The organism is Actinomadura sp. NPDC000929 (genome assembly GCF_040492065.1).
Taxonomy (GTDB): domain Bacteria; phylum Actinomycetota; class Actinomycetes; order Streptosporangiales; family Streptosporangiaceae; genus Spirillospora; species Spirillospora verrucosospora.
In genome coordinates this window covers 53263-75818 of record NZ_JBEUPA010000001.1, presented here as the reverse complement: position 1 = coordinate 75818, position 22556 = coordinate 53263, and the positions used below count along the sequence as shown (strand labels likewise).

Sequence of the window (22556 nt, the reverse complement as noted above, 5' to 3'; positions counted from 1 at the left end):
GAGGACGCGATGAACGAGGCGCACGTCACCATCACCGGCTGGGTAGCGGCCGAGCCCCGCTACGCCGTGACGGCCAACGGCCACCCCTTCCTGTCGCTGCGGGTGGGCTGCACGCCCCGCCGCTTCGACCGGCAGACCGGCCAATGGCAGGACGACGATTCCCTGTACGTCACGGTGAACTGCTGGCGCGGCCTGGCCGACAACGTCAACGCGTCCGACCTCCAGCGCGGCACGCCGGTCCTGGTCACCGGCCGCCTGCGCATCCGCCAGTACGAACGCGACGACCAGTGGCGCTTCTCCGCCGAGGTCGAGGCCACCACCCTGGGCCCCGACCTGACCCGCGGCACCGTCGACTACCGCCCCGCCCAACGCACCGGCCCCCTGACCGACGAAGACCGCCAACTGGCCCGCGACACCGCCGACCAATGGGCCCTGACCACCCCCACAGAAGAAGACGAACCCAAAGCCGCCTAACCCCACCCACCGAGAGAACCCACCCGCCCCACTCGGCACCCCCGAACGCCGCCCGGCTGCCACAGAAGCGGCGACGCGCGGTTCGGCCTGGCTCGGTCCATACGCGCTCCCACCCGTCGCACGACGCAGCCAAAGAAGGGCACGCGCCAGCGGGACCCTCGACCGGCTCTCTCCAGGGCGCCCTAGCGCAATGACGAGCGACCCACGCTCCTCTGCGCGACCTGTCCCACGGCGTGACCCAGGGATGCACGCGGCGGCGGAGCAAGCTCCGCCGGGTGTGCTCGGGGCGAGTGGGCGCCGGTGGTGGGGCGGCGTGCGTGGTCGGGCTGGTTTCGCCGCGGGCGCCGCCTGTCGTAAGGCGTGAGCAGGGGATGTGTGCGTGGTGGAGCGGCTCGGCTGGGTGTGCTCGGGGCGAGTGGGCGCCGCTGGTGGGGTGGCTTTGGTGTGGGGTGGTGGGCTTTTGGCTCCTTGCTCCCGCTGTTTTGGGGTGGCTGGGTGGCGGCCAGGTGCGGCCAGTGCTCGGGGCGGCCCGGCTGGGGCCGGGCGTGAGCCGGGTGTGGGAGTTGGAGGTGAGGCGAAAGTGTTCGGTGGGGGGATGTGGGCCGTGGGAGCGGTGAGCGCGCGCCCCCGGCGTTTTGGGTGGCTGCTTGCTGGTCAGATCCAGGAAACGCCGCGCATGGTGGTCCCCCTCAGGATGGTCGGGCTCCGCGGATCAGCGGGCCCGGATACCGGTGATCAGAACGGTCACCCGCATGTGCGTTCCCGAACGTACCTGTTTCACGCCCGTTCCGCACACGTTGCAACTATCGTGTTACACAACGTGATGCGCGTAAGGGGGAAGGATGACGGCAGTGCAGTCGTCCGCCGAGGACCGTGGTGGGGAGCTGGTCCGCAGGCCGAGGCGCAGGGCGCGACTTGGGCGTCGGTCCCTGCTCGCGGTCTACGTGCCGGTGGTCGTCGCCGTCCACCTGGGGCTGATCGTCGCGGGGCTGGTCGAGACCCCGTTCCGGGGCGACGATCTGATGACCTTCGGGGCGCTGCTGGCGTGCGGCGCCGTGTGCATCGAGGCGACGCGGAGGCTGGGGATGCCGGCGGGGGTCGCGCGCGACCTGCTGTCGGCCTGGTGGCTGCCGGTCGCGCTCCTGCTGCCGCCGGTGTACGCGCTGCTGGTCCCGGTGCCGATGCAGGCGCTGCTGCAGTTCCGCGTCCGGCGGACGCTGATCTACCGGCGGGCGGTCGTCGCCGCCGCGCTCGGGATCGCCGGGGCGTGCGCGTCGGTGGTGTTCCACCGGGTGGTGGCCGACCCGCTGCAGGGGGCGCCGCAGTGGGTCGTCGAGAGCTACCCGGGCATCCCGGCGGCCGTCGGCTGCGCGGCGCTGTTCACGGTGGTGAACGCGGCGATCGTCGCGGTCGCCGCGCACGCCGCCGATCCCGAGAGCCGGTGGCGGGACGTCCTGTGGACGCGCGAGAGCCTCCTGCTCGACACGGTGGAGCTCTGCGTCGGCATCCTGGTGGCGATTACGAGCGCCCTGTCACTGGGCCTGCTCCTGCTCGCCCTTCCGCCGGTGATGCTCCTGCAGCGCAGCCTGATGCACCAGCAGCTCCAGGCGGCCGCGCGCACCGACGCCAAGACGGGCCTGCTCAACGCCGCCGCGTGGCAGCGCGAGGCCGACACCGAGCTCTCCCGGGCCCAGCGCACCCACGACGCCGTCGCGCTCCTCCTGATCGACATCGACCATTTCAAGCGCGTCAACGACACCCACGGCCACCTGGTCGGCGACCAGGTGCTGGTGGGGGTGGCGAGCACCCTGTGCCACCAGCTGCGCGACTACGACGTGGTGGGCCGCTTCGGGGGCGAGGAGTTCGTCGTCCTGCTGCCGGGCGCCGACACCGTGGAGGCCTGCCGCGTCGCCGAACGCCTCCGCGGACGGGTGCGCCGCCTCGCCGTCCCGGCCGAGGAGGGCACCGTCACCGTCACCGTCTCCGTGGGGGTGTCGCTGTTCCGCACCCACGGCCAGGACCTCCTGGAACTCATGACGGCGGCCGACCTGGCGCTCTACCGGGCGAAGTCCTCGGGGCGCGACCGGGTGTGCCTTCCCGCGCTGGAAGGCCCCAGGCCGTCCGGCAACTGAGGCGGCAACGCGAAAAACAGGTTCCAGGACCCCCTAGTCTTGACGATATGGCCGAGTACATCTACACGATGCAGCGTGTGCGCAAGGCACATGGCGACAAGGTCGTCCTTGACGACGTCACCCTGCATTTCCTTCCGGGTGCGAAGATCGGGGTCCTGGGGCCCAACGGCACCGGCAAGTCGACGCTGCTGCGCATGATGGCCGGTCTGGAACAGCCCTCGAACGGCGACGCGCGCCTCATGCCCGGTTTCAGCGTGGGAATGCTGCAGCAGGAGCCGCCCCTGAACGAGGAGAAGGACGTCCTCGGGAACGTCCAGGAGGGCGTCGCCGAGACCAAGGCGATGCTCGACCGGTTCAACGAGATCGCCGAGCTGATGGCGACGGACTACTCCGACGCGCTGATGGAGGAGATGGGCAAGCTGCAGGAGCAGCTCGACCATCGCAACGCCTGGGACCTCGACAGCCAGCTCGACCAGGCGATGGACGCGCTGCGCTGCCCGCCCGGCGACGCCGAGGTGTCGAAGCTGTCGGGTGGCGAGCGCCGGCGCGTCGCGCTGTGCAAGCTGCTGCTGGAGGCGCCCGACCTGCTGCTGCTGGACGAGCCCACCAACCACCTGGACGCCGAGAGCGTCCAGTGGCTGGAGCAGTTCCTCGCCAAGTACGAGGGCACCGTCCTGGCCGTCACGCACGACCGGTACTTCCTCGACAACGTGGCGACCTGGATCCTGGAGCTCGACCGGGGCCGCTGCTACCCCTACGAGGGCAACTACTCCGTCTACCTGGAGAAGAAGGCCGAGCGGCTCAAGGTCGAGGGCAACAAGGACGCCAAGCGCAAGAAGCGCCTCCAGGACGAGCTGGAGTGGGTGCGCTCGAACCCCAAGGCCCGCCAGACCAAGAGCAAGGCCCGCCTTGAGCGGTACGAGGAGATGGCCGCCGAGGCCGACAAGTACCGCAAGCTCGACTTCGAGGAGATCCAGATCCCGCCGGGCCCGCGCCTGGGCAACACGGTGATCGTCGCCGACAAGCTGAACAAGGGCTTCGACGACCGGCTCCTGATGGACGGCCTGACGTTCAACCTGCCCCCGAACGGCATCGTCGGCGTCATCGGCCCGAACGGCGTCGGCAAGACCACGCTCTTCCGCATGATCGTCGGGGAGGAGCACCCGGACGCCGGCGACCTGCGGGTCGGCGAGACCGTCAAGATCTCCTACGTCGACCAGGGCCGCGGCGGCATCGACCCGAAGAAGACGGTGTGGGAGGTCGTCTCGGACGGCCTGGACCACATCAACGTCGGCCAGGTCGAGATGCCGTCCCGCGCGTACGTCGCGGCGTTCGGGTTCAAGGGCCCCGACCAGCAGAAGCCCTCCGGCGTCCTGTCCGGCGGCGAGCGCAACCGGCTCAACCTGGCGCTGACGCTCAAGCAGGGCGGCAACGTCCTGCTGCTGGACGAGCCGACCAACGACCTCGACACCGAGACCCTGTCCAGCCTGGAGAACGCCCTCCTGGAGTTCCCCGGGTGCGCTGTGATCACCTCGCACGACCGGTGGTTCCTCGACCGCATCGCCACGCACATCCTCGCGTGGGAGGAGGGCTCGAACTGGTTCTGGTTCGAGGGCAACTTCGCCGACTACGAGAAGAACAAGATCGAGCGGCTGGGCGCCGACGCCGCCCGCCCGCACCGGGTCACCCACCGCAAGCTGAAGCGCGACTGACCCACGCATCCCCGAACGGCCGCGCGATCACCGATCGCGCGGCCGTCCGCGTCCTCAGCAGTACGTGTTCCCGGCCGCTCCTGTTCCCCGGCGTTCGCTCACCTGGGCGTTCTGGTCCGGCCGCTCGCATTCCCGGCTGGTCCCGCCGCACGAACCGCGCCCCCTCCGCGTACTGGCCCGCGGCGCAGCCGGTCGATCTGGCCTGGGCGGGGTCGTGTTTTCGGCTGTTCGTGTTTCCGAGCGGAGGCGTTGCCGTTTGGGTGGACGTTGGAGGATCTCCCCGCGGTGGCGAGGCGCGTGGTTCCGGACTGGTGGTTCGACCTGGAGCGACCCTGCCTTGTCAGGGACCGCGGCCGCGCCCGGTAGCATCGGGCCGACCCCCCGGTTTCCCGTACCCAGGCGAGGACATGCAGCAGTTGCCCGCGGCCGAGTACCGCCACGTCTACGAGTTCAAGATCCGGTTCGGTGACATCGACTCCCAGGGACACGTGAACAACGTCAAGTTCCTCGGCTACCTGGAGGACGCGCGGCTGGAGATGTTCCACGGCGACCCGGTGCGCAAGGGGGAGCCGCCCGTGCGCGGCATGGTGATCTCCCGGCACGAGATCGACTACCGGTATCCGCTGCTCCCGACCGTCTACCCGATCCGGGTGGAGACGTGGGTGACCGAGGCCCGCGCCGCGTCGTTCAAGCTGGCCTACGAGGTGCGGGACGACGACCACGTGTACGCGGAGGCGACCTCGACGCTCGTCGCGTTCGACGTGGAGGCGAACCGCCTGCGCCGCTTCACCCCGGAGGAACGCGAGTTCATCGGGCGGTACGTGGTGCCCCGCGCATGACGGCGCTCGCCGGCCCCCCGCCCGCGCTCGACGGACGTCGGGTGGGGGTGCGCCTGCGCGCCGTCCAGATCGCGGACGCGGAGGCGCTCGCGGCGCTGTACCGGGAGAACCGCGCCTACCTGCGTCCCTGGGAGCCGGAGCGGGGGGAGGCGTACTTCACCGTCGACGGCCAGCGCGACAACCTGCGCGACCTGGTCGAGGCGTACGCGGCGGGGGAGATGTGGCCGGGCGTCATCCTCGTCGACGGCGAGGTCGCCGGGCGCATCACGCTCAACAACATCCTGCGCGGCCCTCTCCAGAGCTGCTTCGTCGGCTACTGGGTGGCGCGCGCGCACGCCGGCAGGGGCGTCGCCACCGAGGCCGTCAGGCAGGCACTGGACGTCGCGTTCGGCGCGCTCCGCCTGCACCGCGTCGAGGCGTTCACGAGAGTCGACAACGTCGCTTCTCAGCGGGTGCTCGAACGCAACGGGTTCACGCCCGTGGGGACAGCCCGCCGCCACATCCACCTGGACGGGCGCTGGCACGACGAGCGGCTCTTCGAACGCCTGGCCCCGTGGGACGACGGCTTCGCCCTCGCCCCTCCCACCTGATCCTCCGCTCGGCCCCATCCCTGCACGCCCCGGCGGACGTTTCGTCGGCACCCGCGTGCCCGTCAGGCTTGCCGATGCCTCGCGCTCGGTCGAAGGGTCGGCCCTCCGCAGGTCGTCTGCCCGGGGCGAGCTGATCTCCGCTCCCCGTTGGTCGCCGTTCCGGACGTGATCGAGGCCCACCGTGCCGCCCCGCGTTCTCCCAGCGTGAACGCCAATGCGTACCTGATCACGCTTCCGCCCCTCTTGGGGGTTGTTTTCCGGTCTGATCGGGTGACAACCGACCTGTCACGGATAGGTAACAAGCCCAACAGCAATCCGTTTTAGCCGGGCTTCTCCCTCTAGGGTCGCGACGCGAATGTGGAGAACCCACGTGAAAGGGGCACAATGCGGCGCGTCTCACGAGGAGCCATGGCACTGCTGCTCGCCGCGGGCATGACCGGGGCGGGCGCCACCGCGGCGCAGGCCGCGGCCACGGCTCAGGCGGGCACGGCGAAGGCCGGCGCCGCCCAGGCGGGCGACATCCTCGCCCAGCTGAAGGCGATCCCCGGCATGCGGGTGACGGAGAAGCCGTCCACCCTGCCCGGCCAGCGCTGGTTCTGGCTGGAGTACCGGCAGCCTGTCGACCACCGCAACCCGCGGGGGCAGTGGTTCGAGCAGCGCATCATGTTGCAGCACAAGTCGGCGGACCGTCCCATGGTGCTCTACACCAGCGGGTACAACACGCCGGAGACGATGTTCACCTCCGAGCCGACGGCGCTGGTCGACGGCAACCAGATCTCGGTCGAGTACCGGTACTTCACCCCGTCCCGTCCCGAGCCGACGGACTGGAAGAAGGACACGATCTGGCAGGCGGCCACCGACGAGCACCGGCTGATCGGCGCCCTGAAGACCATCTACCAGGGCAAGTGGATCTCGACGGGGGCCAGCAAGGGCGGCATGACGGCCGTCTACCACAAGCGGTTCTACCCGCGGGACGTCGACGGCAGCGTCGTGTACGTGGCGCCGAACGACGTCAACAACAACGACGACCGCGCCTACGACAAGTTCTTCCAGACGGTCGGCTCCGACCCCGTGTGCCGCGCGAACGTCAAGGCGCTCGCGCGCAAGTTCCTCGAACGCCGCACCGAGATGCTCAAGCGCTTCAAGGCCGCCGCGGACGAGAACGGCTGGACGTTCGACATCCTGCGCACCCAGGACCGCGCGTTCGAGAACTCGGTGATGGACTACGAGTGGGGCTTCTGGCAGTACAGCCTGCAGTCCGCCTGCGCGGCGCTGCCGAACGCGAAGGACGCCACGGACGACCAGCTCTACGAGACGCTCGACAACATCTCCGGGCTCTCGTTCTACAGCGACCAGGGCCTCGCCCCGTACATCCCGTACTATTACCAGGCGGGGACGCAGCTGGGCTGGCCGACGCCGAAGTTCAAGCACCTGCGGCCGCTGCTGCGGTACGAGGACAGCTACCAGCCGCGCACCTACGTCCCGCGTGACATCGCCATGCGGTTCGACAACGGCCGTGCCATGCGCGACATCGACCGCTGGGTGCGCGGGAACGCCAACCACATGCTGTTCCTGTACGGCGCCAACGACCCGTGGGGTTCCGAGCCGTTCCGCCTCGGGCGCGGCAGCCGCGACTCGGCGGTCTACGTCGCTCCGGGCATGAACCACAGCGGCCGCCTCATCGCCAAGCTGTCCGGTGACCAGCAGACCAAGGCGATGTCCGACGTCAAGCGCTGGGCGGGCGTCGGAACCGGCATGCAGACCCTCAAGTCGGCCCCGATGGCCGACGACCCGCTCCAGCTCCAGCGCCCGCCGCTGTAGCCGGAAGCGCCTTTCGGCGAAGGACCGCGGTGTGCCGGTCCGTGCGTTGACCCCTCGCACGGACCGGCGCACCGCGTCCTGCGTTCAGGGGACGCTCAGCCACGCGGCGGTGTTGCCGGGAAGCAGGTCGCCGTAGAGGGGCGTGCTGGTCAGGAGCGGCGTGCCCTCGGGGAGGCGCACAGGGTTCTCGCCGCAGTTGAGGGCCAGGATCAGAGAACCGCGCCGGAAGAAGAGGGCGGTCTCGGGGGAGTCGAGCCACTCCAGGTCATCGGGGAGGCCGCCGTGCAGGCGGCGCCGCAGCGCGAGGGCCTCGCGGTACCAGCTCAGCATGGAGGACGGGTCGGACGCCTGCGCCTCGGCGGTCATCGACGCCCACCGCTCCGGCATCGGCAGCCACGGCCGGACGCCGTCAGGGGAGAAGCCATAAGGCTCGGCGCGGCCCGACCACGGCAGCGGTACCCGGCAGCCGTCGCGTCCTGCGGTCTGCCCGTTCGTGCGCTTGAAGATGGGGTCCTGCCTGGCGTCGTCAGGCAGATCCGTCACCTCGGGCAGTCCCAGTTCCTCGCCCTGGTACAGGTAGGCCGACCCGGGGAGCGCCAAGAGCAGCAGTAGCGCGGCCTTGGCTCTGGCGTGCCCGATGCCCTGGAAGCCGTCCCGCTGCTCGTAGCGGGTGACGTGGCGGACGGAGTCGTGGCTCGACAGCACCCATGTGGGGGCGGCGCCCATGGGGGCGACGGCCTTCAACGCTGCGTCGATCACTTCGCGGAACGCCATGGCCGACCACGGGGCAAGCTGCAGGTCGAACTGGAACACCTGGTGCAGTTCGTCTGGACGCAGGTAGAGGGCGAGGTCTTCCGGACCGTCCGTCCACACCTCGCCTATGGCCATGCGGTCGCCGTCGTACTCGTCGAGGATCTGGCGCCATCTCCGGTACACGTCGTGGACTTCCGGGCGGCTGTACATGGGCCCGTTCACCATGTCCCGGTCCTGGCCGCGGAGGTCGCGGAACGACTCGTCCTTGAACAGTCCGGCGGCGACGTCGATGCGGAAGCCGTCCACGCCGCGGTCGAGCCAGAACCGCAGGATGTCCTCGAACTCGTGCCGCACCTCGGGGTTGCGCCAGTTGAGGTCGGGCTGCTCGGGCGCGTACAGGTGCAGGTACCACTCGCCGTCGTCCAGCCGCGTCCAGGCGGGGCCGCCGAACGCCGACGGCCAGTCGTTCGGTGGGGCGGCCTCGCCGGGACGTTCCCCTGGCTTGCCGGCGCGGAAGATGTAGCGGGAGCGTGCGGGCGACCCGGGCGGAGCCGCGAGCGCCTCCCGGAACCAGCGATGCCGGTCGGAGGAGTGGTTCGGGACGATGTCGACGATCAGCCGCATCCCGTGGGCGTGCACGTCCGCCACGAGGGCGTCGAAATCGTCCAGCGTGCCGAACCGGGGATCGACGTCGCGGTAGTCGGCCACGTCGTAGCCGCCGTCCGTCAGGGGGGAGGTGTAGAAGGGGGTGAGCCACAGCGCGTCCACACCGAGATCTCGCAGGTGGCCGAGCCGGGACCGGACCCCTTGGAGATCGCCTTCGCCGTTCCCGTCGGCGTCGGCGAAACTGCGGACGTAGATTTCGTACACGACGGCGTTGCGCCACCACGGGATTCGCGTCATACGGGGCGCTCTACCCGCTCACGTCGGGGCGTTCACCATGCTCTGCGCCGCCATGGTGAAGTAGGCCCAGAGCTGCTTCTCCAGGTCTTCCGGAAGCCCGAGCTCGTCCACCGCGACCCGCATGTGCCGCAGCCACGCGTCCCGCTCGGCCGCGCCGATGACGAAGGGCACGTGACGCATCCTCAGCCTCGGGTGCCCGCGCTGAGTGCTGTAGGTGTTGGGACCGCCCCAGTACTGGATCAGGAAGAGCCGCAGCCTCTCCTCGGCGGGACCGAGGTCCTCCTCGGGATAGAGGGCGCGGAGGTCGGGGTCGTCCGCGACCCCCTGGTAGAAGCGGTGCACCAGCCGGTGGAAGGTCTCCTCGCCGCCGACCGCTTCGTAGAAGGTCACCTGTTCAGCCATAGCGCCCCCACCCTATGTGAGACGCGCCCTCTTCCTCACCTTGATCCACTGGGAATGCGGCTAGGGCGCGGGGGTGGCGACCGTGACGCCCGCCTCGTCGAACGCCCGCTTGACGCGTTCGCGCAGCTCGCGGGCGATGTCGCCCTGCTTGCCCGGCGCCGTCTTGAGCACGACGCGGATCACGACGGCGTCGCCGGCGAGGGCCTGCACGCCCCACACCGACGGCTGCTCCAGGACGAGGTCGTGCCACGCCCCGTCCGCGGCCAGCTCGTCGGCGGTGGCCTGCAGGATCTCCTTGACCTTCTCGGTGTCCTCGTTGATGTCGACCGGGATGTCCAGGACGGCGCGTCCCCAGTTCTGCGACTCGTTCCCGACCTTCTTGATCTCGCCGTTCGGGACGTACCAGACGACGCCGTTGACGTCCCGCATGCGGGTGACCCGCAGGGTGACGGCCTCGACCGTCCCCTTGGCGCTGCCCACGTCGATGACGTCGCCGACGCCGTACTGGTCCTCCAGCAGCATGAACAGCCCGGCGAGGAAGTCCTTGACGATGTTCTGCGCGCCGAAGCCGACCGCGACGCCGATCACGCTGGCGCTGGCGAGGATGGGGGCGAGGTTGAGGCCGAGCGAGCCGAGGATGCTGAACGCGGCCGTCCCCATGATGATGATGGACGCGATGGAGCGCAGCACCGAGCCGAGCGTCTGGGCCCGCTGGGCGCGCCGCCTGTTGAGCAGCGCGGGGCTGCCCTCGAAGACCGTCCGGGACCGCTCCCGGACCTTCTCCGACATCGTGCCCTCGGCCATCCGCAGCGTGACCTTGGTGATCATCCGGTGCGCGATGTTCTTCACGATCAGCGCGACCACGAAGGTCACGATGATCCACAGCAGCGTGGTGAGCGGCTTGTCCAGCCAGGTCGCCCAGAACTGGGTGAAGTCGGTGTTCTTCGAGATGTTCCAGACCAGCCGGCACGAGACGCTGGGGTCCGTGTTCTTGCAGGCGGCCTCGGGGGTGCCCTTCTCGGCCCAGGGCAGGAACGGCTTGGCGACCGGCGACACGGCGAGCGGCACGCTGATCGACGCGAACAGAGACATGGTGTGGCAGACCCTCCCCGGCCATTGCGGTTCCCCGCCAACTCGCCGTGGACCTGCGGCGGGTACGAGCCCGATCGTAGGGGACGGTTCCGACCGGTTCATACGAACGCCGGGGCCGGCGGCGGGGACCGGCCGGGGAGGGGGCCTGCCGGGCGAACGTGTCCCGCGGGGTCCGCGGCTGCCGCGCCCTTCGCCGCGGCCTCGCGGGACACGCCCGGCCTGGTGGGCGCCCTGCCGGCGGGCGCCCGGGTCGGTGACGGTGCTCGGGCCCGGGGGCCCGGAGTGAGTCAGCTCACCTCGCGGCGAGCGGCTGGAGGACGTGCGCCAGCTTGAGGGCCGCTCCGCCGACGTCGTCGACGCGGTGCATGCGCTCGCCCCAGGACCACCAGAAGTAGTGGTCCTTGGTCTCGGGGGCCGGCGCGCAGGTGACGTCCTCCGCGAGGCTCGCGGCCTCGGGGTTCACGACCCTCAGGAAGGCCGGCCCCGAGCGGGTCCTGACGACGCGCGCGACGAGGCCCCGCGTGTCGAGTTCGTGTTCCAGCTCTTCGAGGTAGCCGACGCGTCTGTCGCTGACCACCTTCGCACCCCCTCCATCGGCGGGCGGAGCGCCCGCGAGCACAGTGCCGGTCGATCCAGATGATCGACTCTCCGGATTCGCTCGATCACAACACGAGAGATTTCCAACACTCACACTGACCGGTCAAGGGGGCGGCCGGGGGCCGAAGAACCGGATTTCCCCACCTCAGGAGAAGTCCTCCTCCCTGCGGAGGAAGATTCTCTACCCACGGGGTGCGGAGCGCGTCCCGGCCCTCATCACTTCTCCGGAATCGCTTGGCGGGGACTGTGACGAGGATTACGCTGCGTGCGCAAGAGATTATCTGTTGTGGCCAAATCGACCGGTCGCCGCGGTCGGAACGGTCGTCCACCCCCCGAGGGGACGGCGTTCCGGCACGACCGGAGGAGGCGCCGGATGTCGGACCCCCCGCGGAGAGAAACGGACGTCGCTCGCCGGATCCGCGCGCACGCCCTGGCGCGAGGACGGGGCCCGGTGGCGATCGCGCAGGAGATCCACGAGCAGTGCGGGCCGCTGTTCGGGACCAGCCGGATCAAGGCGCACCGGCTGGCCCACGGCGTCGCGCTCTCCGACATCGTGGCGCAGGTCAAGGCGCTCTACGAGGTCGACGGCAAGCCGCCGCCGCGACTCGGGGAGACGCTGCTGTCCGCGTACGAGAGCGGCTACAAGCGACCCGGCCCGGAGTACCTGCACTACCTGTGCGCCGTCTACAGGGTGGAGCCCGACGCCCTCGACTACCAGAGTCCCTGCATCTGCGGCCGCGGGCACGCGACCCGGGCGGGCGCCGCGAGCGTCCCGCAGCCGCGCGCGCCGGACCAGCGTCCGGTACCCGACCCCGACGCCATCGTCGGGGCGATCGTGCCCAGGAGCGAGGAGCGCCCCTGGGCGACCGTCAACGACCTGCGGGGCCATGACCGCGCCGACGGCCCCCTGACCATTGATGTGGGAGAGGAGGACATCGTGCTTCGTAGGACCCTTCTGCAGCTGCTGGCCGGAGCGGGCGTGGCGCTCGACGGTCAGTTCCTTGGGGCCGTCGACAACCTGCGCCGCAAGATGGACGACACGCTCGTCGGCGCGACCGTCTCGCCGACCATGCTCGACCAGTGGGAGGAGACCACCTACGGCTACGGCCGGCAGTACCAGGCGACCCCGTCCCTCCGGATGCTCTGCGACGTGCTGCTCGACTTCAGCGAGGTGCGGCGCATGTGCGACAAGCGCCAGCCGGTCGAGCTGCAGGAACGCCTGTGCCGGATCGCCGCGCAGCTGTCCGGGCTGTCCGGGCTCATCATGATCAACCTGGGCGACCACCGGCTCGCCCGCTCGTTCTTCCGGACCGCGCGGACCGCCGCCGACGAGACCGGCGACCGCCAGCTGCGCGCCTGGGTGACCGTCCGCGAGTCGCTCGTGCCGATGTACTACGGCGACCCGCGCGAGGCGCTGCACCTGGCCCGCAAGGCGCAGGACCACGCCGGCCGCACCCCCGGCGTCGCCGCCGCCATGGCCCCCGCCGTGGAGGCGCGCGCGCTCGGCATGCTGGCGATGCGCGGCCGCGGGGACGCCGCCCCCAGCGCCCGCCGCGCGCTCGTGCGCGGCCGCTCGGTGTTCGACCAGCTCTCCAAGACCGACACCTCCGACCTGGTGTTCGGGTTCACCGACCGGCAGATGGCCTTCTACGAGGGCGACACGTTCACCAACCTCGGCGACCACAGGCAGGGCGACGAGGTGCTCAGCCACGCCCTCACCCTGTACTCGCCCACCGACCGCGTCGACCTCACCCTGGTGCGGCTCGACCGGGCGATGTGCAAGCTGCACGCCGGCCACCCCGAGGCCGCGCTGACGGCCGGCCGGGAGGCCATCTTCGACCTGCCCGCCGACCACCGGTCCGACATCCTCGTGCACCGCGCCCGGCAGATTGGCGCGGCGGTCGCGACCAAGCACGGCCAGATCCCGGAGCTGCAGGACTTCTACGAGGCCCTCTCCGGCCCGTCCGTGAAGAGCCCCACCCAGGATCCGCCCGCCGCCGTCCGCCCGGGGGAACAGGTCTGACCGGGATGAGCGCCGACAACGCCTCCTGGCAGGGCCACCCCACGCTCGTCCGGCTCGAGGACGATCCCCCCGAATGGCGCTACGGCGACCTGCGGATCCGCAGGTACCACGCGACCGACCACGGCGTCGTCCTGGCCCTGCACCAGGAGGGCCTGGCCCAGGTCGGCCTGCGCCCCGGCGACGGCGTCTACTACGACCACGACTTCTTCCGCATGGAGGACATCTATCTCCGCAACAACGGCGAGTTCCTCGTCGGCGAGCTCGCCGGCAGGGTGGTCGCGATGGGCGGCCTGCGCCGCGCCGACCTGATCCCGGGCGGCCACGCCCGCGCCTACGGCGGCTACGCCCCCGGCAACCCGACCCTCGACGTCGCCGAGATGGTGCGCCTGCGCGTCCTGCCGGCGGTCCAGCGCCGGGGCTACGGCACCGCACTGGTCCAGGCCCTGGAGGAACGCGCGGTGGAGTACGGCTACCGCATCCTGCGCGCCGACACCACCGAGTTCCAGTCCCCCGCCCTGGCCCTCTACCGCAAGTTCGGCTGGACGGAGACCCGCCGCGAAACCATAGGCGGAATAGTCAACATCTACATCCAAAAGCCACTGCGCTGACACGTGTAGCAGTGCTCTTCTCCACCAGAGAAGAGCACTGCCACAACCCCCACCTGACAACCGCGCCCGCCTCCGAAGGCAGGCTCAAGCGGACCGCAACCTGCTCGCGCAGCGAGCCCAAGCAATGCCAGCAGGCGCCCCCAGCACCAGGCGTTGGAAGCCCGCCACCCCCAACGGCGGAGAGCTGACAGCGACAAATGCCGTCACGGCGCCAACCCCGGCCTTGGGAGCAACCACCCAACAACCTGAGAAGTCGCGATCGCGTCCGAAGGCAGGTTCAAGCGAAGCGAGAACCTGATCGCGCAGCGAGCCGCAAGGCGAGTCGGAGCGATGCCAGCGATCGCCCGCAGTGATCGACGATGGAGGGCCCTCAGGGCCCGAAGGAGGAGAGCACTGCCATAGGCACGAGACCGGTCTGGGCGGCCAGGAAGGTGAGGGTGTCGGCGGTGAGGTCGGCCGAGCGGGTCACCGAGCGGGCGGCGTGGCCCACCTCGGCTTCGTCGCGCAGGAGGATCGGGGCTTCGGACGTGGTCGCGTGCTGGAGGGCGGCGCACATCTTGCGGGCGTGGAGGGGGTCCACGCGGGTGTCGCTGCCGAACGTGGTGAACAGGACGGCCGGGTAGGCGGTGCCGGGGCTGACGCGGTGGTAGGGCGAGTAGCCGATGAGCCAGCCGAACTCCTCGGGGTCGTCGGCCGTCCCGTACTCGTCGTTCCAGGTCTGGCCGAGGCCGAAGCGCTCGTAGCGGACCATGTCCAGGAGCGGCGCGGAGCACACCACCGCCCGGTAGAGGTCGGGGCGCTGGGTGAGGGCGGCGCCGACGAGGAGGCCGCCGTTGGAGCCGCCGGAGATCGCGAGCTGGGACGGCGTGGTGAGGCCGTCCGCGATCAGCTTCTCGGCGGCGGCGTGGAAGTCGTCGAAGACGTTCTGCTTGCGGTCCCGCATGCCGGCGCGGTGCCACTGCTCGCCTTCCTCGGAGCCGCCGCGCAGGTTGGCGACCGCGTAGACGCCGCCGGCCTCGACCCACGCGAGGATGCTCGCCGAGTAGGACGGCGTGAGCGAGATGTTGAACCCGCCGTAGCCGTAGAGGATCGCGGGGCGCGGCCCGGTCAGGCCCGGACGGGACGAGACGAGCATGCGCACCCGCGTCCCGTCCCGGGAGGTGTAGACGACCTGGCGCGTCTCGATCTCGGGGACGTCGACCGTGCCCGGCGCGGACGCCCACGGCGTCGTCTCGCCGGTGCGCGCGTCGTAGCGCAGGACGGAGGAGGGGGTCACGCCGTCGGTGTAGCCGAACCAGGCCTCGTGCCCGCCCTCGGGCCGCTCGACGATGCCGCCGATGGAACCGAGGCCGGGGGTCGGGACGGCGCCGAGCCGCTCCCCGGACGCCAGGTCGTGGACGGTGATCTCACTGATCGCGTGGCGGGTCCACCCGGCGAGCAGGACGGGGCGCTCCAGGCCGTCCAGGATCGCGAAGTCGGTCAGGACGGCCTCGGCGTCCTGGGGGAGCAGGTCCCGCCACGTCTCGTAGGAGAGGTCGGACGGGTCGGCGACGCACAGGCGGGACCGGGGCGCGTCGCGGTCGGTGAAGACGTAGGCGCGGCCGTCGCGGCCCACGTGGACGCCGGTGGAGGCGTCGACGCCCTCCTGCACGGCCCGCAGCGCGGGCGCCTCGGGGGCGGACGCGGTCAGGTCGGCGATCCACAGGTCGTTGCGGGGCGCGGTGCCCTGCGACGCGGAGATCGTGAGCCAGCGGCCGTCGCGGCTGACGCCGACCCCGTAGTAGTTGGTCTTGTCCAGGCCGTCGCCGAAGACCAGCACGTCGTGGGCGTCGGGTTCGGTGCCGACGCGGTGCAGGTAGACGCGGCGGTGGTACTGCTCCTCGCCCGCCGGGACGTCCTCCGCGGGCAGGCGGCGCGTGTAGTAGTACGCCTCGCCGCCCGGCAGCCAGGCCACCGAGGAGTACCGGGCCCGGTCGATGGGCCCCTCCACCCGGTCTCCCGTGGCGACGTCGATGACGTACAGCAGCGACTCCTCGTCGCCGCCGGTCGACACCTTGTACGCGAGGAGGCGGCCCTCCTTGTCGGGCTGCCAGCCGTCCAGCGTCGTCGTCCCGGCGGGGTCGAGGGCCATGGGGTCGACCAGGGCGCGTTCGGAGCCGTCGGGGTCGACGGTGTAGAGCACCGGGTGCTCCTGGTCGGCGGAGCGGCGGGTGAAGAAGCGCCGCTGGCCCCGCCACACGGGGGCTCCGACGCTTCCCGCGCCGAGCAGTTCGAGCAGGCGGGCCCGCAGGGCGTCCCGGCCGGGCAGCGTGTCGATGGTCTCGTGGAAGAGCCGGTCCTGCGCGGCGCGCCACTCGGCGGTCTCGGCGCTGTCCGGGTCCTCCAGCCAGCGGTAGGGGTCGGCGACCCGGTGGCCGTGGATGTCCTCGACGATGTCCTGGCGCTGCGCGGACGGATACGGCGTCATGGATGCACTTTATTGGGCGTTTAGCGCTGCCCGCCCCGGTACTCCCCGCGGGTTCCGTGTTCGAGCGGTGTGCGGATGGGGATTATTGGGGTAGCGGACGACCTCCCTCAGACGCCACACTGATTCTGGTCGGTTCGCCCCTGGGGAGGTCCTCATGGCGAGTGCGCAGGTGCCGGAGACGATAATCGGGCCTCGGTGGGAGGCGCGCTGCGCCGCGACCACCGAGGCGAACGCAGAACGCGGCCCGGCGGAGGGCGTCTGATGCGACAGGTCCTCCTCCTCAACGCGACGTACGAACCCCTCACCACGCTTCCTCTGCGGAGGGCGGTCTGCCTCGTGCTTCGCGAGAAGGCGGAGATCGTCCATCACGACACCTCCGGTGCCGTGCTCCACTCGGCCACGATGACGGTCGAGATCCCGTCCGTCATCCGGCTCCGCCGCTACGTCCGCATCCCCTTTCGCACCCGCGTGCCCCTGACCCGCGCGGCGCTGATGCGCCGCGACAACTTCCGCTGCGTCTACTGCGGGCGCCGCGCCGAGACGATCGACCACGTCCATCCGCGCAGCCGAGGCGGCCAGCACGTGTGGGAGAACTGCGTCGCCTCGTGCATGACGTGCAACCACAGCAAGGCCGACCGCCTGCTGTCGGAGCTGGGCTGGACGCTCAGCGTCACCCCGGCCGTTCCGAGGGGCGCGCACTGGCGGCTCATCGGCCTCGTCAACGACGGCGACCCGCAGTGGGCCGCCTATGTCACCGAGCCCGCGGCCTGACGCGCACACCGGGGGGACGTATCCTGGGGGCGTGCCTCGCTATGACTACCGCTGCCGCGCGTGCGGGTCGACCTTCGAGGTCTCCCGCCCGATGATCAACGCGTCCGACCCGGCCCCGTGCCCGGACGGCCACGACGACACCGTCAAGCTCCTGTCCACGGTCGCCGTCACCGGCTCCTCCCGCGGTGGGGCTCCCCAGTCCCCGCCGAGCGGGGGCGGGGGCTGCTGTGGCGGGGGCTGCTGCTCCTGACCGCCGACCTGCTCTGTTGCCGACCGGTCAGTGCCTGACCGGTCAACCGGCCTGGGCCGCGCGCAGCGCCTTGCCGGTCGCGGCGACGTCGTAGTCCCGCGGGACGCCCTGGAGCAGCACGAGGTGTCCGGGAATGTGGTCGCTGCGCTTCGCCGCGATCGCCTGGTAGGCGTCCGAGTTGTACCAGTCGCGGGCCTTGTCCATGTCGGGGAACTCGAGGATGACGTAGGCGCCGTCGAACGGGCCCTCGACCACCTCGGTCTCGCTGGCGTGCACGATGAACCGGCCGCCGAACGGGTCCATGGTCTCCTGGATGCTCTCCATGTAGACGAAGACGTCCTCGGGCAGCGGCGGCTGGGGGGTCATGTGGGCAAGGGCGTAGGCGGTCATCGCGGTCTCCTTCAGTGGTGGGGCCGGGCCTGGTTCGCCCGACACCCACCACTTTGCCCCAGGCGGGGAATGACCGCGATTACCCGCCAGGTAACCGCTCAGCCGTTGAGGCGGTCGAGCTGGGAGACGTCGCGCGCGGCGCCGGTCGAGGCGGACGTGGCCATCGCGGCGTAGGCGCGCAGGGCGGCGCTCACCGGGCGGTGGCGGTCGCGGGGCCGGTAGCCGCCGAGGTCGGCGAGCAGCTTCTCGCGGCGGATCTCCAGCTCGTCGGCCGGGACGTCCAGCTCCAGCACGCGGTTCGGGATGTCGATCACGACGCGGTCGCCGTCCTCGACGAGGGCGATGATCCCGCCGCCCGCGGCCTCGGGGGAGGCGTGCCCGATGGACAGCCCGGACGTGCCGCCGGAGAACCGGCCGTCGGTGATCAGCGCGCACGCCTTGCCGAGCCCGCGGCCCTTGAGGAAGCTCGTCGGGTACAGCATCTCCTGCATGCCGGGCCCGCCCTTCGGGCCCTCGTAGCGGATCACGATGACGTCGCCGGCCTTGATCTTGCCGCCGAGGATGCCCTCGACGGCGTCGTCCTGCGACTCGAAGACGACGGCGGGGCCGGTGAAGGTCCACAGCTCCTCGTCCACCCCGGCGGTCTTGACGATCGCGCCGTCGGGGGCGATGTTGCCGCGCAGGACGGCCAGGCCGCCGTCGGCGGTGTAGGCGTGCTCGGCGGAGCGGATGCAGCCGTTCTCGCGGTCGAGGTCGAGCGACTCCCAGCGGGCGCTCTGCGAGAACGCCGAGGTGCTGCGGACGCCGCCGGGCGCGGCGTGGAACAGCTCGACGGCCTCAGGCAGGACGTCGGGGGAGCGGACGTCCCACTTGGCGAGGAACTCGTCGAGGGACGCGGAGTGGACCGAGTGGGCCGACGCGTTCAGCAGGCCGGCGCGGTTCAGCTCGCCCAGCAGGGCCGGGATGCCGCCGGCACGGTGGCAGTCCTCGACGTGGTACTTGGCGGTGGCGGGGGCCAGCTTGCAGACGCACGGGACGCGGCGGGAGATCGCGTCGATGTCGGCGAGCCCGAAGTCGACGCCGCCCTCGGTGGCGGCGGCGAGCAGGTGCAGGATCGTGTTGGTGGACCCGCCCATCGCGACGTCGAGGACCATGGCGTTCTCGAACGCCTCGCGGGTGGCGATGTTCAGCGGCAGGACGGACTCGTCGTCGCCGTCGTAGTAGCGCTTGGCGATCTCGACCACGGTGCGGCCGGCGTCCTCGTAGAGGCGGCGGCGGGCGGTGTGGGTGGCGAGGACGGTCCCGTTGCCGGGCAGCGCCAGCCCGATCGCCTCGGTGAGGCAGTTCATCGAGTTGGCGGTGAACATGCCCGAGCAGGAACCGCAGGTCGGGCAGGCGCTCTCCTCCATCTCCAGCAGCTTGTCCTCCGGCATGGAGGCGTCGGCCGAGGCGATGATCGGGTCGATCAGGTCGAGCTTGTTGCCGCCCATGACGCCCTCGACGGGCTTGCCGGCCTCCATCGGGCCGCCGGAGACGAACACGGTCGGGATGTTCAGGCGCAGCGCGGCCAGCAGCATCCCCGGGGTGATCTTGTCGCAGTTGGAGACGCAGACCAGGGCGTCGGCGCAGTGCGCGTTGACCATGTACTCGATCGCGTCGGCGATCACCTCGCGGGAGGGCAGCGAGTACAGCATGCCGTCGTGGCCCATCGCGATGCCGTCGTCGACCGCGATCGTGTTGAACTCGCGGGGCACGCCGCCGGCCTCCCGGACGGCGCCGGCGACGACCTTGCCGACCTCGTCGAGGTGGACGTGGCCGGGCACGAACTGGGTGAAGCTGTTGGCCACCGCGACGATCGGCTTGCCGAAGTCCTCGCGTTCCACGCCGCTGGCCCGCATGAGCGCGCGGGCGCCCGCCATGTTCCTGCCATGGGTGACCGTGCGTGACCTGAGCGGTGGCATTTCGACCTCTCCAAACCTGGGACGTGCGGGGACGACGGGCCGCGCATGGTTCGGCGTGGGCGGGCGGGTCGCCTGGAAGGGATACGCGCAGCGGCGGGTCGCGGCGCTGCCGCCGGCTCAGCGGAGGTCGCGCCCGGGCCGGCCCGTGGCCTTCGATGCTACCAACCGCAGGAGGGCAGGAAAAAAGCCGGGACGACGGTGTCCCGGCTTTGCGGCGGGCGGCCCGGAACGGGGCCGCCCTCGGCCTCAGTCGGGGTACTTCGGCGGCAGGGCGTCCTCGGCCGCCTGGAAGATGCGCTGCACGTCGCTCTCGGTGAGGATCTTCGGACGGCGGCGCAGGTACGAGCGCGCCCGGTTGCCCGCGTAGACGTCGACGTCGCGCACCCGCATGACCTTCCACGGGATGGACGGGCCGTAGATCGCCACGGAGGGCTGCACCGGCACGTCGAAGCCGACCCGCTCGGCGAGGATGATGCTCGCCATCTGGGCCTCCCAGCGCGCCTCGTCCAGCCGGTCCTTCTTGTTGAAGGGGCCGTGGAAGAGCTTGAGGTGGGACATGGTGCGCACGGGGAGGCGCTTGTCCCACTTCTCCGAGTCGATGGCGTAGACGCCGCTCGGCCCGATGACCAGGTGGTCGATCCGCCCGTCGCTGACGCCCTCGTCGTCGCGGGGGACCGCCCGCGCGTGCAGCACGAGGTATCCGTTGCGCCGCAGGGACTTCAGTTGCCGCTCGGTGCGCCGTTCCGCCGCCGAGGACTTCTGCCAGGCGGTCACGGTGGAGCTCTTGCGGGACTGCCGCACGTAGTCGCCGATGACGACGAGCACCGCGACCGTCAGCCCGAGCCGCCAGCTGGTCAGGGCGAGGGCGGCGGCGCCGGCGACGACCGCCGCGCCGATCCGGTACGCCCAGCGCCGGATCTTCGGATCGTCGAGCATCGCCGCGGCGGCGCTCGCCTCCAGCCGCTCCTTCACCGGGGGCTGGTCATCGTGCTCACGCGTCTCATCGAGTTCACGAATGTCATCGTGTTCATGAGTGTCATCGTGCTCACGCGCCTCCTCGGACTCGGGTCGCGCCCTGGCATTCTGCGTGTTGCCCCGCTCCATGGTCGCCATGGTGACGCTCCGTGTTCCTTTCCCTTCGGGGGCATGATCCTCCGTGCGCAGAGTAATCATCGGGAGGGTGGGCGACCAGTCATGCCGGGTTAATGTTTTGTCGCCCCACGTCAGTGATTCTCTTACGGCACGGTCGGGTAGGCCAGTATTAATCTCCTTCCGCCGCTGCTGTCGTGTGTGCCCTCTTTGATGCCCGCGCACACGGCGTCTAGCGTTCCGGATCGTGACACAGATTCATGACCTCAGCGCCACACGCATGGCCGCCGCCGTCCGCGCCCGGGACGTCTCCCCGGTCGAGATCGCCGACCACTACCTGGCCCGCATCGAACGGCTGGACGAGCAGGTGGGCGCCTACGTGACGGTCACCGCCGACCGCGCCCGCGAGGAGGCGCGCCGCGCCGAGAAGGCGGTGCTGGAGACGGCGGACGCGGCGGAGCTGCCGCCGCTGCACGGCGTCCCGGTGCCGATCAAGGACCTGAACATGGTGGACGGCGTCCGGATGACGTTCGGCTCGGCGGTCTACGCCGACCTGACCGGGTTCGCCGACGACCACGTGGTGGCCAAGCTCGCGGCGGCCGGGACGGTGCTGCTCGGCAAGACCGCGTCCCCCGAGTTCGGGCTGCCCTGCTACACCGAGGGCGCCGTGTCGCCCCCGGCCCGCACGCCGTGGGACCCGTCCCGGTCGGCCGGCGGTTCGAGCGGCGGGGCCGCGGCGGCGGTCGCGTCCGGGCTGGCGCCGATCGCGCAGGGCAGCGACGGCGGCGGCTCGATCCGGATCCCGAGCAGCGTGTGCGGGCTGTTCGGGATCAAGCCGACCCGCGGCCGGATCTCCCAGGGACCGGTCATCCCCGACCTGTTCGGCCTCTCCACCAACGGGCCGATCGCGCGGACCGTCCGCGACGCCGCCCTCATGCTGGACGTCATGGCGGGTCCCATGCCCGGCGACCTGTACCGGGCGCCGGAGGCGGACGGGCCGTTCCTCGCCCGCGCCGACCGCGCGCCGGGCCGGCTGCGGATCGCGCGGAGCCTCCGGCCGCCGGTGCCGGACGTCGAGGTCCACCCCGACTGCGTCGCCGCCTACGAGGACGCGTCCGCCCTCCTCGAGGAGCTCGGCCACGAGGTCGTGGAGCTGCCGGAGGTGCTCGGCTCCGATCTCGTCCCGCACTTCGCGACGCTGTGGGGCGTGATGGCGACGATGACGCCCGTCCCCGAGGAGAGCGAGGAGCTGCTCCAGCCGCTGACCCGCTGGCTGCGCGGCTACGGCGAGAAGACGACGGCGCCGCAGCTGTTCCAGGCCCACGCCGCGCTCCAGGGGGCGCTGCGCGCGGCGTTCCCGGTGATGGACGAGTTCGACGCGATCCTGCACCCCACGCTCGCCATGCCGCCGGTGCCGGTCGGCTACTTCCACGACCAGGACCCGGAGGAGAACTTCCGGCGGCAGACGCACTTCACCCCGTTCTGCGCCATGTACAACATCTCGGGGCAGCCCGCGGTGAACGTCCCGCTGCACTGGAACGCCGAGGGCCTGCCCATCGGGGTCATGCTCGCCGGGCGGCTCGGCGGGGAGGGCACGCTGATCTCGCTGTCCGCGCAGCTGGAGGAGGCCCGCCCCTGGATCGGCCGCAAGCCCCCGGTCTGGACGGCGTGACGCGCCCCGC

Annotated in this window: 18 protein-coding genes and 1 pseudogene; 11 read left to right on the top strand and 8 right to left on the bottom strand. The window is 71.0% G+C overall.

The annotated features are described in order from the left end of the window. Positions 1–9: 9 nt before the first annotated feature. The 6 genes from ABWI04_RS00320 to ABWI04_RS00295 all read left to right on the top strand — a co-directional run bounded on the left by ABWI04_RS00320 (position 10) and on the right by ABWI04_RS00295 (position 7568). Positions 10–474 (top strand): single-stranded DNA-binding protein, encoded by a 465-nt coding sequence (locus ABWI04_RS00320; protein WP_345175775.1) that lies wholly within the window; start codon positions 10–12, stop codon positions 472–474. 842 nt (positions 475–1316) lie between these two features. Continuing rightward, a complete protein-coding gene (locus ABWI04_RS00315; RefSeq protein ID WP_345175773.1) occupies positions 1317–2606 on the top strand; it encodes a GGDEF domain-containing protein in 1290 nt (429 codons plus the stop codon). A gap of 47 nt (positions 2607–2653) precedes the next feature. Further along, a complete protein-coding gene (ettA, locus tag ABWI04_RS00310; RefSeq protein WP_345175770.1) occupies positions 2654–4318 on the top strand; it encodes an energy-dependent translational throttle protein EttA in 1665 nt (554 codons plus the stop codon). 407 nt (positions 4319–4725) lie between these two features. Beyond that, on the top strand, positions 4726–5157 hold the full coding sequence (locus ABWI04_RS00305) for an acyl-CoA thioesterase (RefSeq protein WP_089309629.1): 432 nt from the start codon (positions 4726–4728) through the stop codon (positions 5155–5157). After that, a complete protein-coding gene (locus ABWI04_RS00300) occupies positions 5154–5747 on the top strand; it encodes a GNAT family N-acetyltransferase (protein ID WP_345175766.1) in 594 nt (197 codons plus the stop codon). The genes ABWI04_RS00305 and ABWI04_RS00300 overlap by 4 nt, the downstream gene beginning before the upstream one ends. A gap of 408 nt (positions 5748–6155) precedes the next feature. Then, positions 6156–7568, top strand: coding sequence for a S28 family serine protease (locus ABWI04_RS00295; protein WP_353830956.1), 1413 nt, complete (start codon positions 6156–6158; stop codon positions 7566–7568). 84 nt (positions 7569–7652) lie between these two features. Here ABWI04_RS00295 and ABWI04_RS00290 read toward each other — a convergent pair whose 3' ends face one another. From ABWI04_RS00290 to ABWI04_RS00275, 4 genes and pseudogenes are all read right to left on the bottom strand, one after another. Beyond that, positions 7653–9224, bottom strand: coding sequence for a glycoside hydrolase family 13 protein (locus ABWI04_RS00290; RefSeq protein ID WP_353830955.1), 1572 nt, complete (start codon positions 9222–9224; stop codon positions 7653–7655). A 24-nt stretch (positions 9225–9248) separates the two neighbouring features. Continuing rightward, a pseudogene (locus ABWI04_RS00285) lies at positions 9249–9614 on the bottom strand (globin); the annotation flags it as partial. A gap of 72 nt (positions 9615–9686) precedes the next feature. After that, entirely contained in the window at positions 9687–10718 is a 1032-nt protein-coding gene (locus ABWI04_RS00280; protein WP_345175760.1) for a mechanosensitive ion channel family protein, read from the bottom strand. A 292-nt stretch (positions 10719–11010) separates the two neighbouring features. Then, the gene (locus ABWI04_RS00275; protein ID WP_179836786.1) at positions 11011–11295 is read right to left on the bottom strand and encodes a hypothetical protein; all 285 of its coding nucleotides are present in this window, start codon (positions 11293–11295) and stop codon (positions 11011–11013) included. Positions 11296–11688: 393 nt separating this feature from the next. Between ABWI04_RS00275 and ABWI04_RS00270 the strand changes: the two genes are divergently transcribed. Then, a complete protein-coding gene (locus tag ABWI04_RS00270) occupies positions 11689–13338 on the top strand; it encodes an NsdA family TPR-like regulatory protein (RefSeq protein WP_353830954.1) in 1650 nt (549 codons plus the stop codon). A 5-nt stretch (positions 13339–13343) separates the two neighbouring features. After that, a complete protein-coding gene (locus ABWI04_RS00265) occupies positions 13344–13946 on the top strand; it encodes a GNAT family N-acetyltransferase (protein WP_353830953.1) in 603 nt (200 codons plus the stop codon). Between the two features lie 370 nt (positions 13947–14316). Here ABWI04_RS00265 and ABWI04_RS00260 read toward each other — a convergent pair whose 3' ends face one another. Then, positions 14317–16413, bottom strand: a complete 2097-nt coding sequence (locus tag ABWI04_RS00260; RefSeq protein WP_353830952.1) for a prolyl oligopeptidase family serine peptidase — start codon at positions 16411–16413, stop codon at positions 14317–14319. A 261-nt stretch (positions 16414–16674) separates the two neighbouring features. On the opposite strand from ABWI04_RS00260, the gene ABWI04_RS00255 reads away from it, so the two are divergent. Then, on the top strand, positions 16675–17184 hold the full coding sequence (locus ABWI04_RS00255; RefSeq protein ID WP_345175751.1) for an HNH endonuclease: 510 nt from the start codon (positions 16675–16677) through the stop codon (positions 17182–17184). 31 nt (positions 17185–17215) lie between these two features. Continuing rightward, complete coding sequence (locus ABWI04_RS00250) at positions 17216–17434, top strand: FmdB family zinc ribbon protein (protein ID WP_345175750.1); 219 nt, start codon at positions 17216–17218, stop codon at positions 17432–17434. A gap of 42 nt (positions 17435–17476) precedes the next feature. Here the strand turns inward: ABWI04_RS00250 and ABWI04_RS00245 are convergent, their stop codons facing one another. The 3 genes from ABWI04_RS00245 to ABWI04_RS00235 form a co-directional block, all read right to left on the bottom strand. After that, the gene (locus ABWI04_RS00245; protein WP_345175749.1) at positions 17477–17824 is read right to left on the bottom strand and encodes a DUF1330 domain-containing protein; all 348 of its coding nucleotides are present in this window, start codon (positions 17822–17824) and stop codon (positions 17477–17479) included. Between the two features lie 98 nt (positions 17825–17922). Beyond that, a complete protein-coding gene (gene ilvD / locus ABWI04_RS00240) occupies positions 17923–19785 on the bottom strand; it encodes a dihydroxy-acid dehydratase (RefSeq protein WP_345175748.1) in 1863 nt (620 codons plus the stop codon). A 246-nt stretch (positions 19786–20031) separates the two neighbouring features. Further along, positions 20032–20757, bottom strand: a complete 726-nt coding sequence (locus ABWI04_RS00235) for a nuclease-related domain-containing protein (protein ID WP_345175746.1) — start codon at positions 20755–20757, stop codon at positions 20032–20034. A gap of 364 nt (positions 20758–21121) precedes the next feature. Between ABWI04_RS00235 and ABWI04_RS00230 the strand changes: the two genes are divergently transcribed. Beyond that, positions 21122–22546 carry an amidase gene (locus tag ABWI04_RS00230; protein WP_353830951.1) on the top strand — a complete coding sequence of 475 codons (1425 nt, stop codon included), beginning with the start codon at positions 21122–21124 and terminating at the stop codon, positions 22544–22546. Positions 22547–22556 lie beyond the last annotated feature (10 nt).

What these genes read in the sequence shown, in the direction of transcription:
- ABWI04_RS00260 (WP_353830952.1), bottom strand. Translation starts at nt 16,413, where the DNA reads ATGACGCCGTATCCGTCCGCGCAGCGCCAGGACATCGTCGAGGACATC.
- ABWI04_RS00320 (WP_345175775.1), top strand. Translation starts at nt 10, where the DNA reads ATGAACGAGGCGCACGTCACCATCACCGGCTGGGTAGCGGCCGAGCCC.
- ABWI04_RS00290 (WP_353830955.1), bottom strand. Translation starts at nt 9,224, where the DNA reads ATGACGCGAATCCCGTGGTGGCGCAACGCCGTCGTGTACGAAATCTAC.
- ilvD (WP_345175748.1), bottom strand. Translation starts at nt 19,785, where the DNA reads ATGCCACCGCTCAGGTCACGCACGGTCACCCATGGCAGGAACATGGCG.
- ABWI04_RS00265 (WP_353830953.1), top strand. Translation starts at nt 13,344, where the DNA reads ATGAGCGCCGACAACGCCTCCTGGCAGGGCCACCCCACGCTCGTCCGG.
- ABWI04_RS00315 (WP_345175773.1), top strand. Translation starts at nt 1,317, where the DNA reads ATGACGGCAGTGCAGTCGTCCGCCGAGGACCGTGGTGGGGAGCTGGTC.
- ABWI04_RS00245 (WP_345175749.1), bottom strand. Translation starts at nt 17,824, where the DNA reads ATGACCGCCTACGCCCTTGCCCACATGACCCCCCAGCCGCCGCTGCCC.
- ABWI04_RS00270 (WP_353830954.1), top strand. Translation starts at nt 11,689, where the DNA reads ATGTCGGACCCCCCGCGGAGAGAAACGGACGTCGCTCGCCGGATCCGC.
- ettA (WP_345175770.1), top strand. Translation starts at nt 2,654, where the DNA reads ATGGCCGAGTACATCTACACGATGCAGCGTGTGCGCAAGGCACATGGC.
- ABWI04_RS00280 (WP_345175760.1), bottom strand. Translation starts at nt 10,718, where the DNA reads ATGTCTCTGTTCGCGTCGATCAGCGTGCCGCTCGCCGTGTCGCCGGTC.
- ABWI04_RS00305 (WP_089309629.1), top strand. Translation starts at nt 4,726, where the DNA reads ATGCAGCAGTTGCCCGCGGCCGAGTACCGCCACGTCTACGAGTTCAAG.
- ABWI04_RS00295 (WP_353830956.1), top strand. Translation starts at nt 6,156, where the DNA reads ATGGCACTGCTGCTCGCCGCGGGCATGACCGGGGCGGGCGCCACCGCG.
- ABWI04_RS00300 (WP_345175766.1), top strand. Translation starts at nt 5,154, where the DNA reads ATGACGGCGCTCGCCGGCCCCCCGCCCGCGCTCGACGGACGTCGGGTG.
- ABWI04_RS00255 (WP_345175751.1), top strand. Translation starts at nt 16,675, where the DNA reads ATGCGACAGGTCCTCCTCCTCAACGCGACGTACGAACCCCTCACCACG.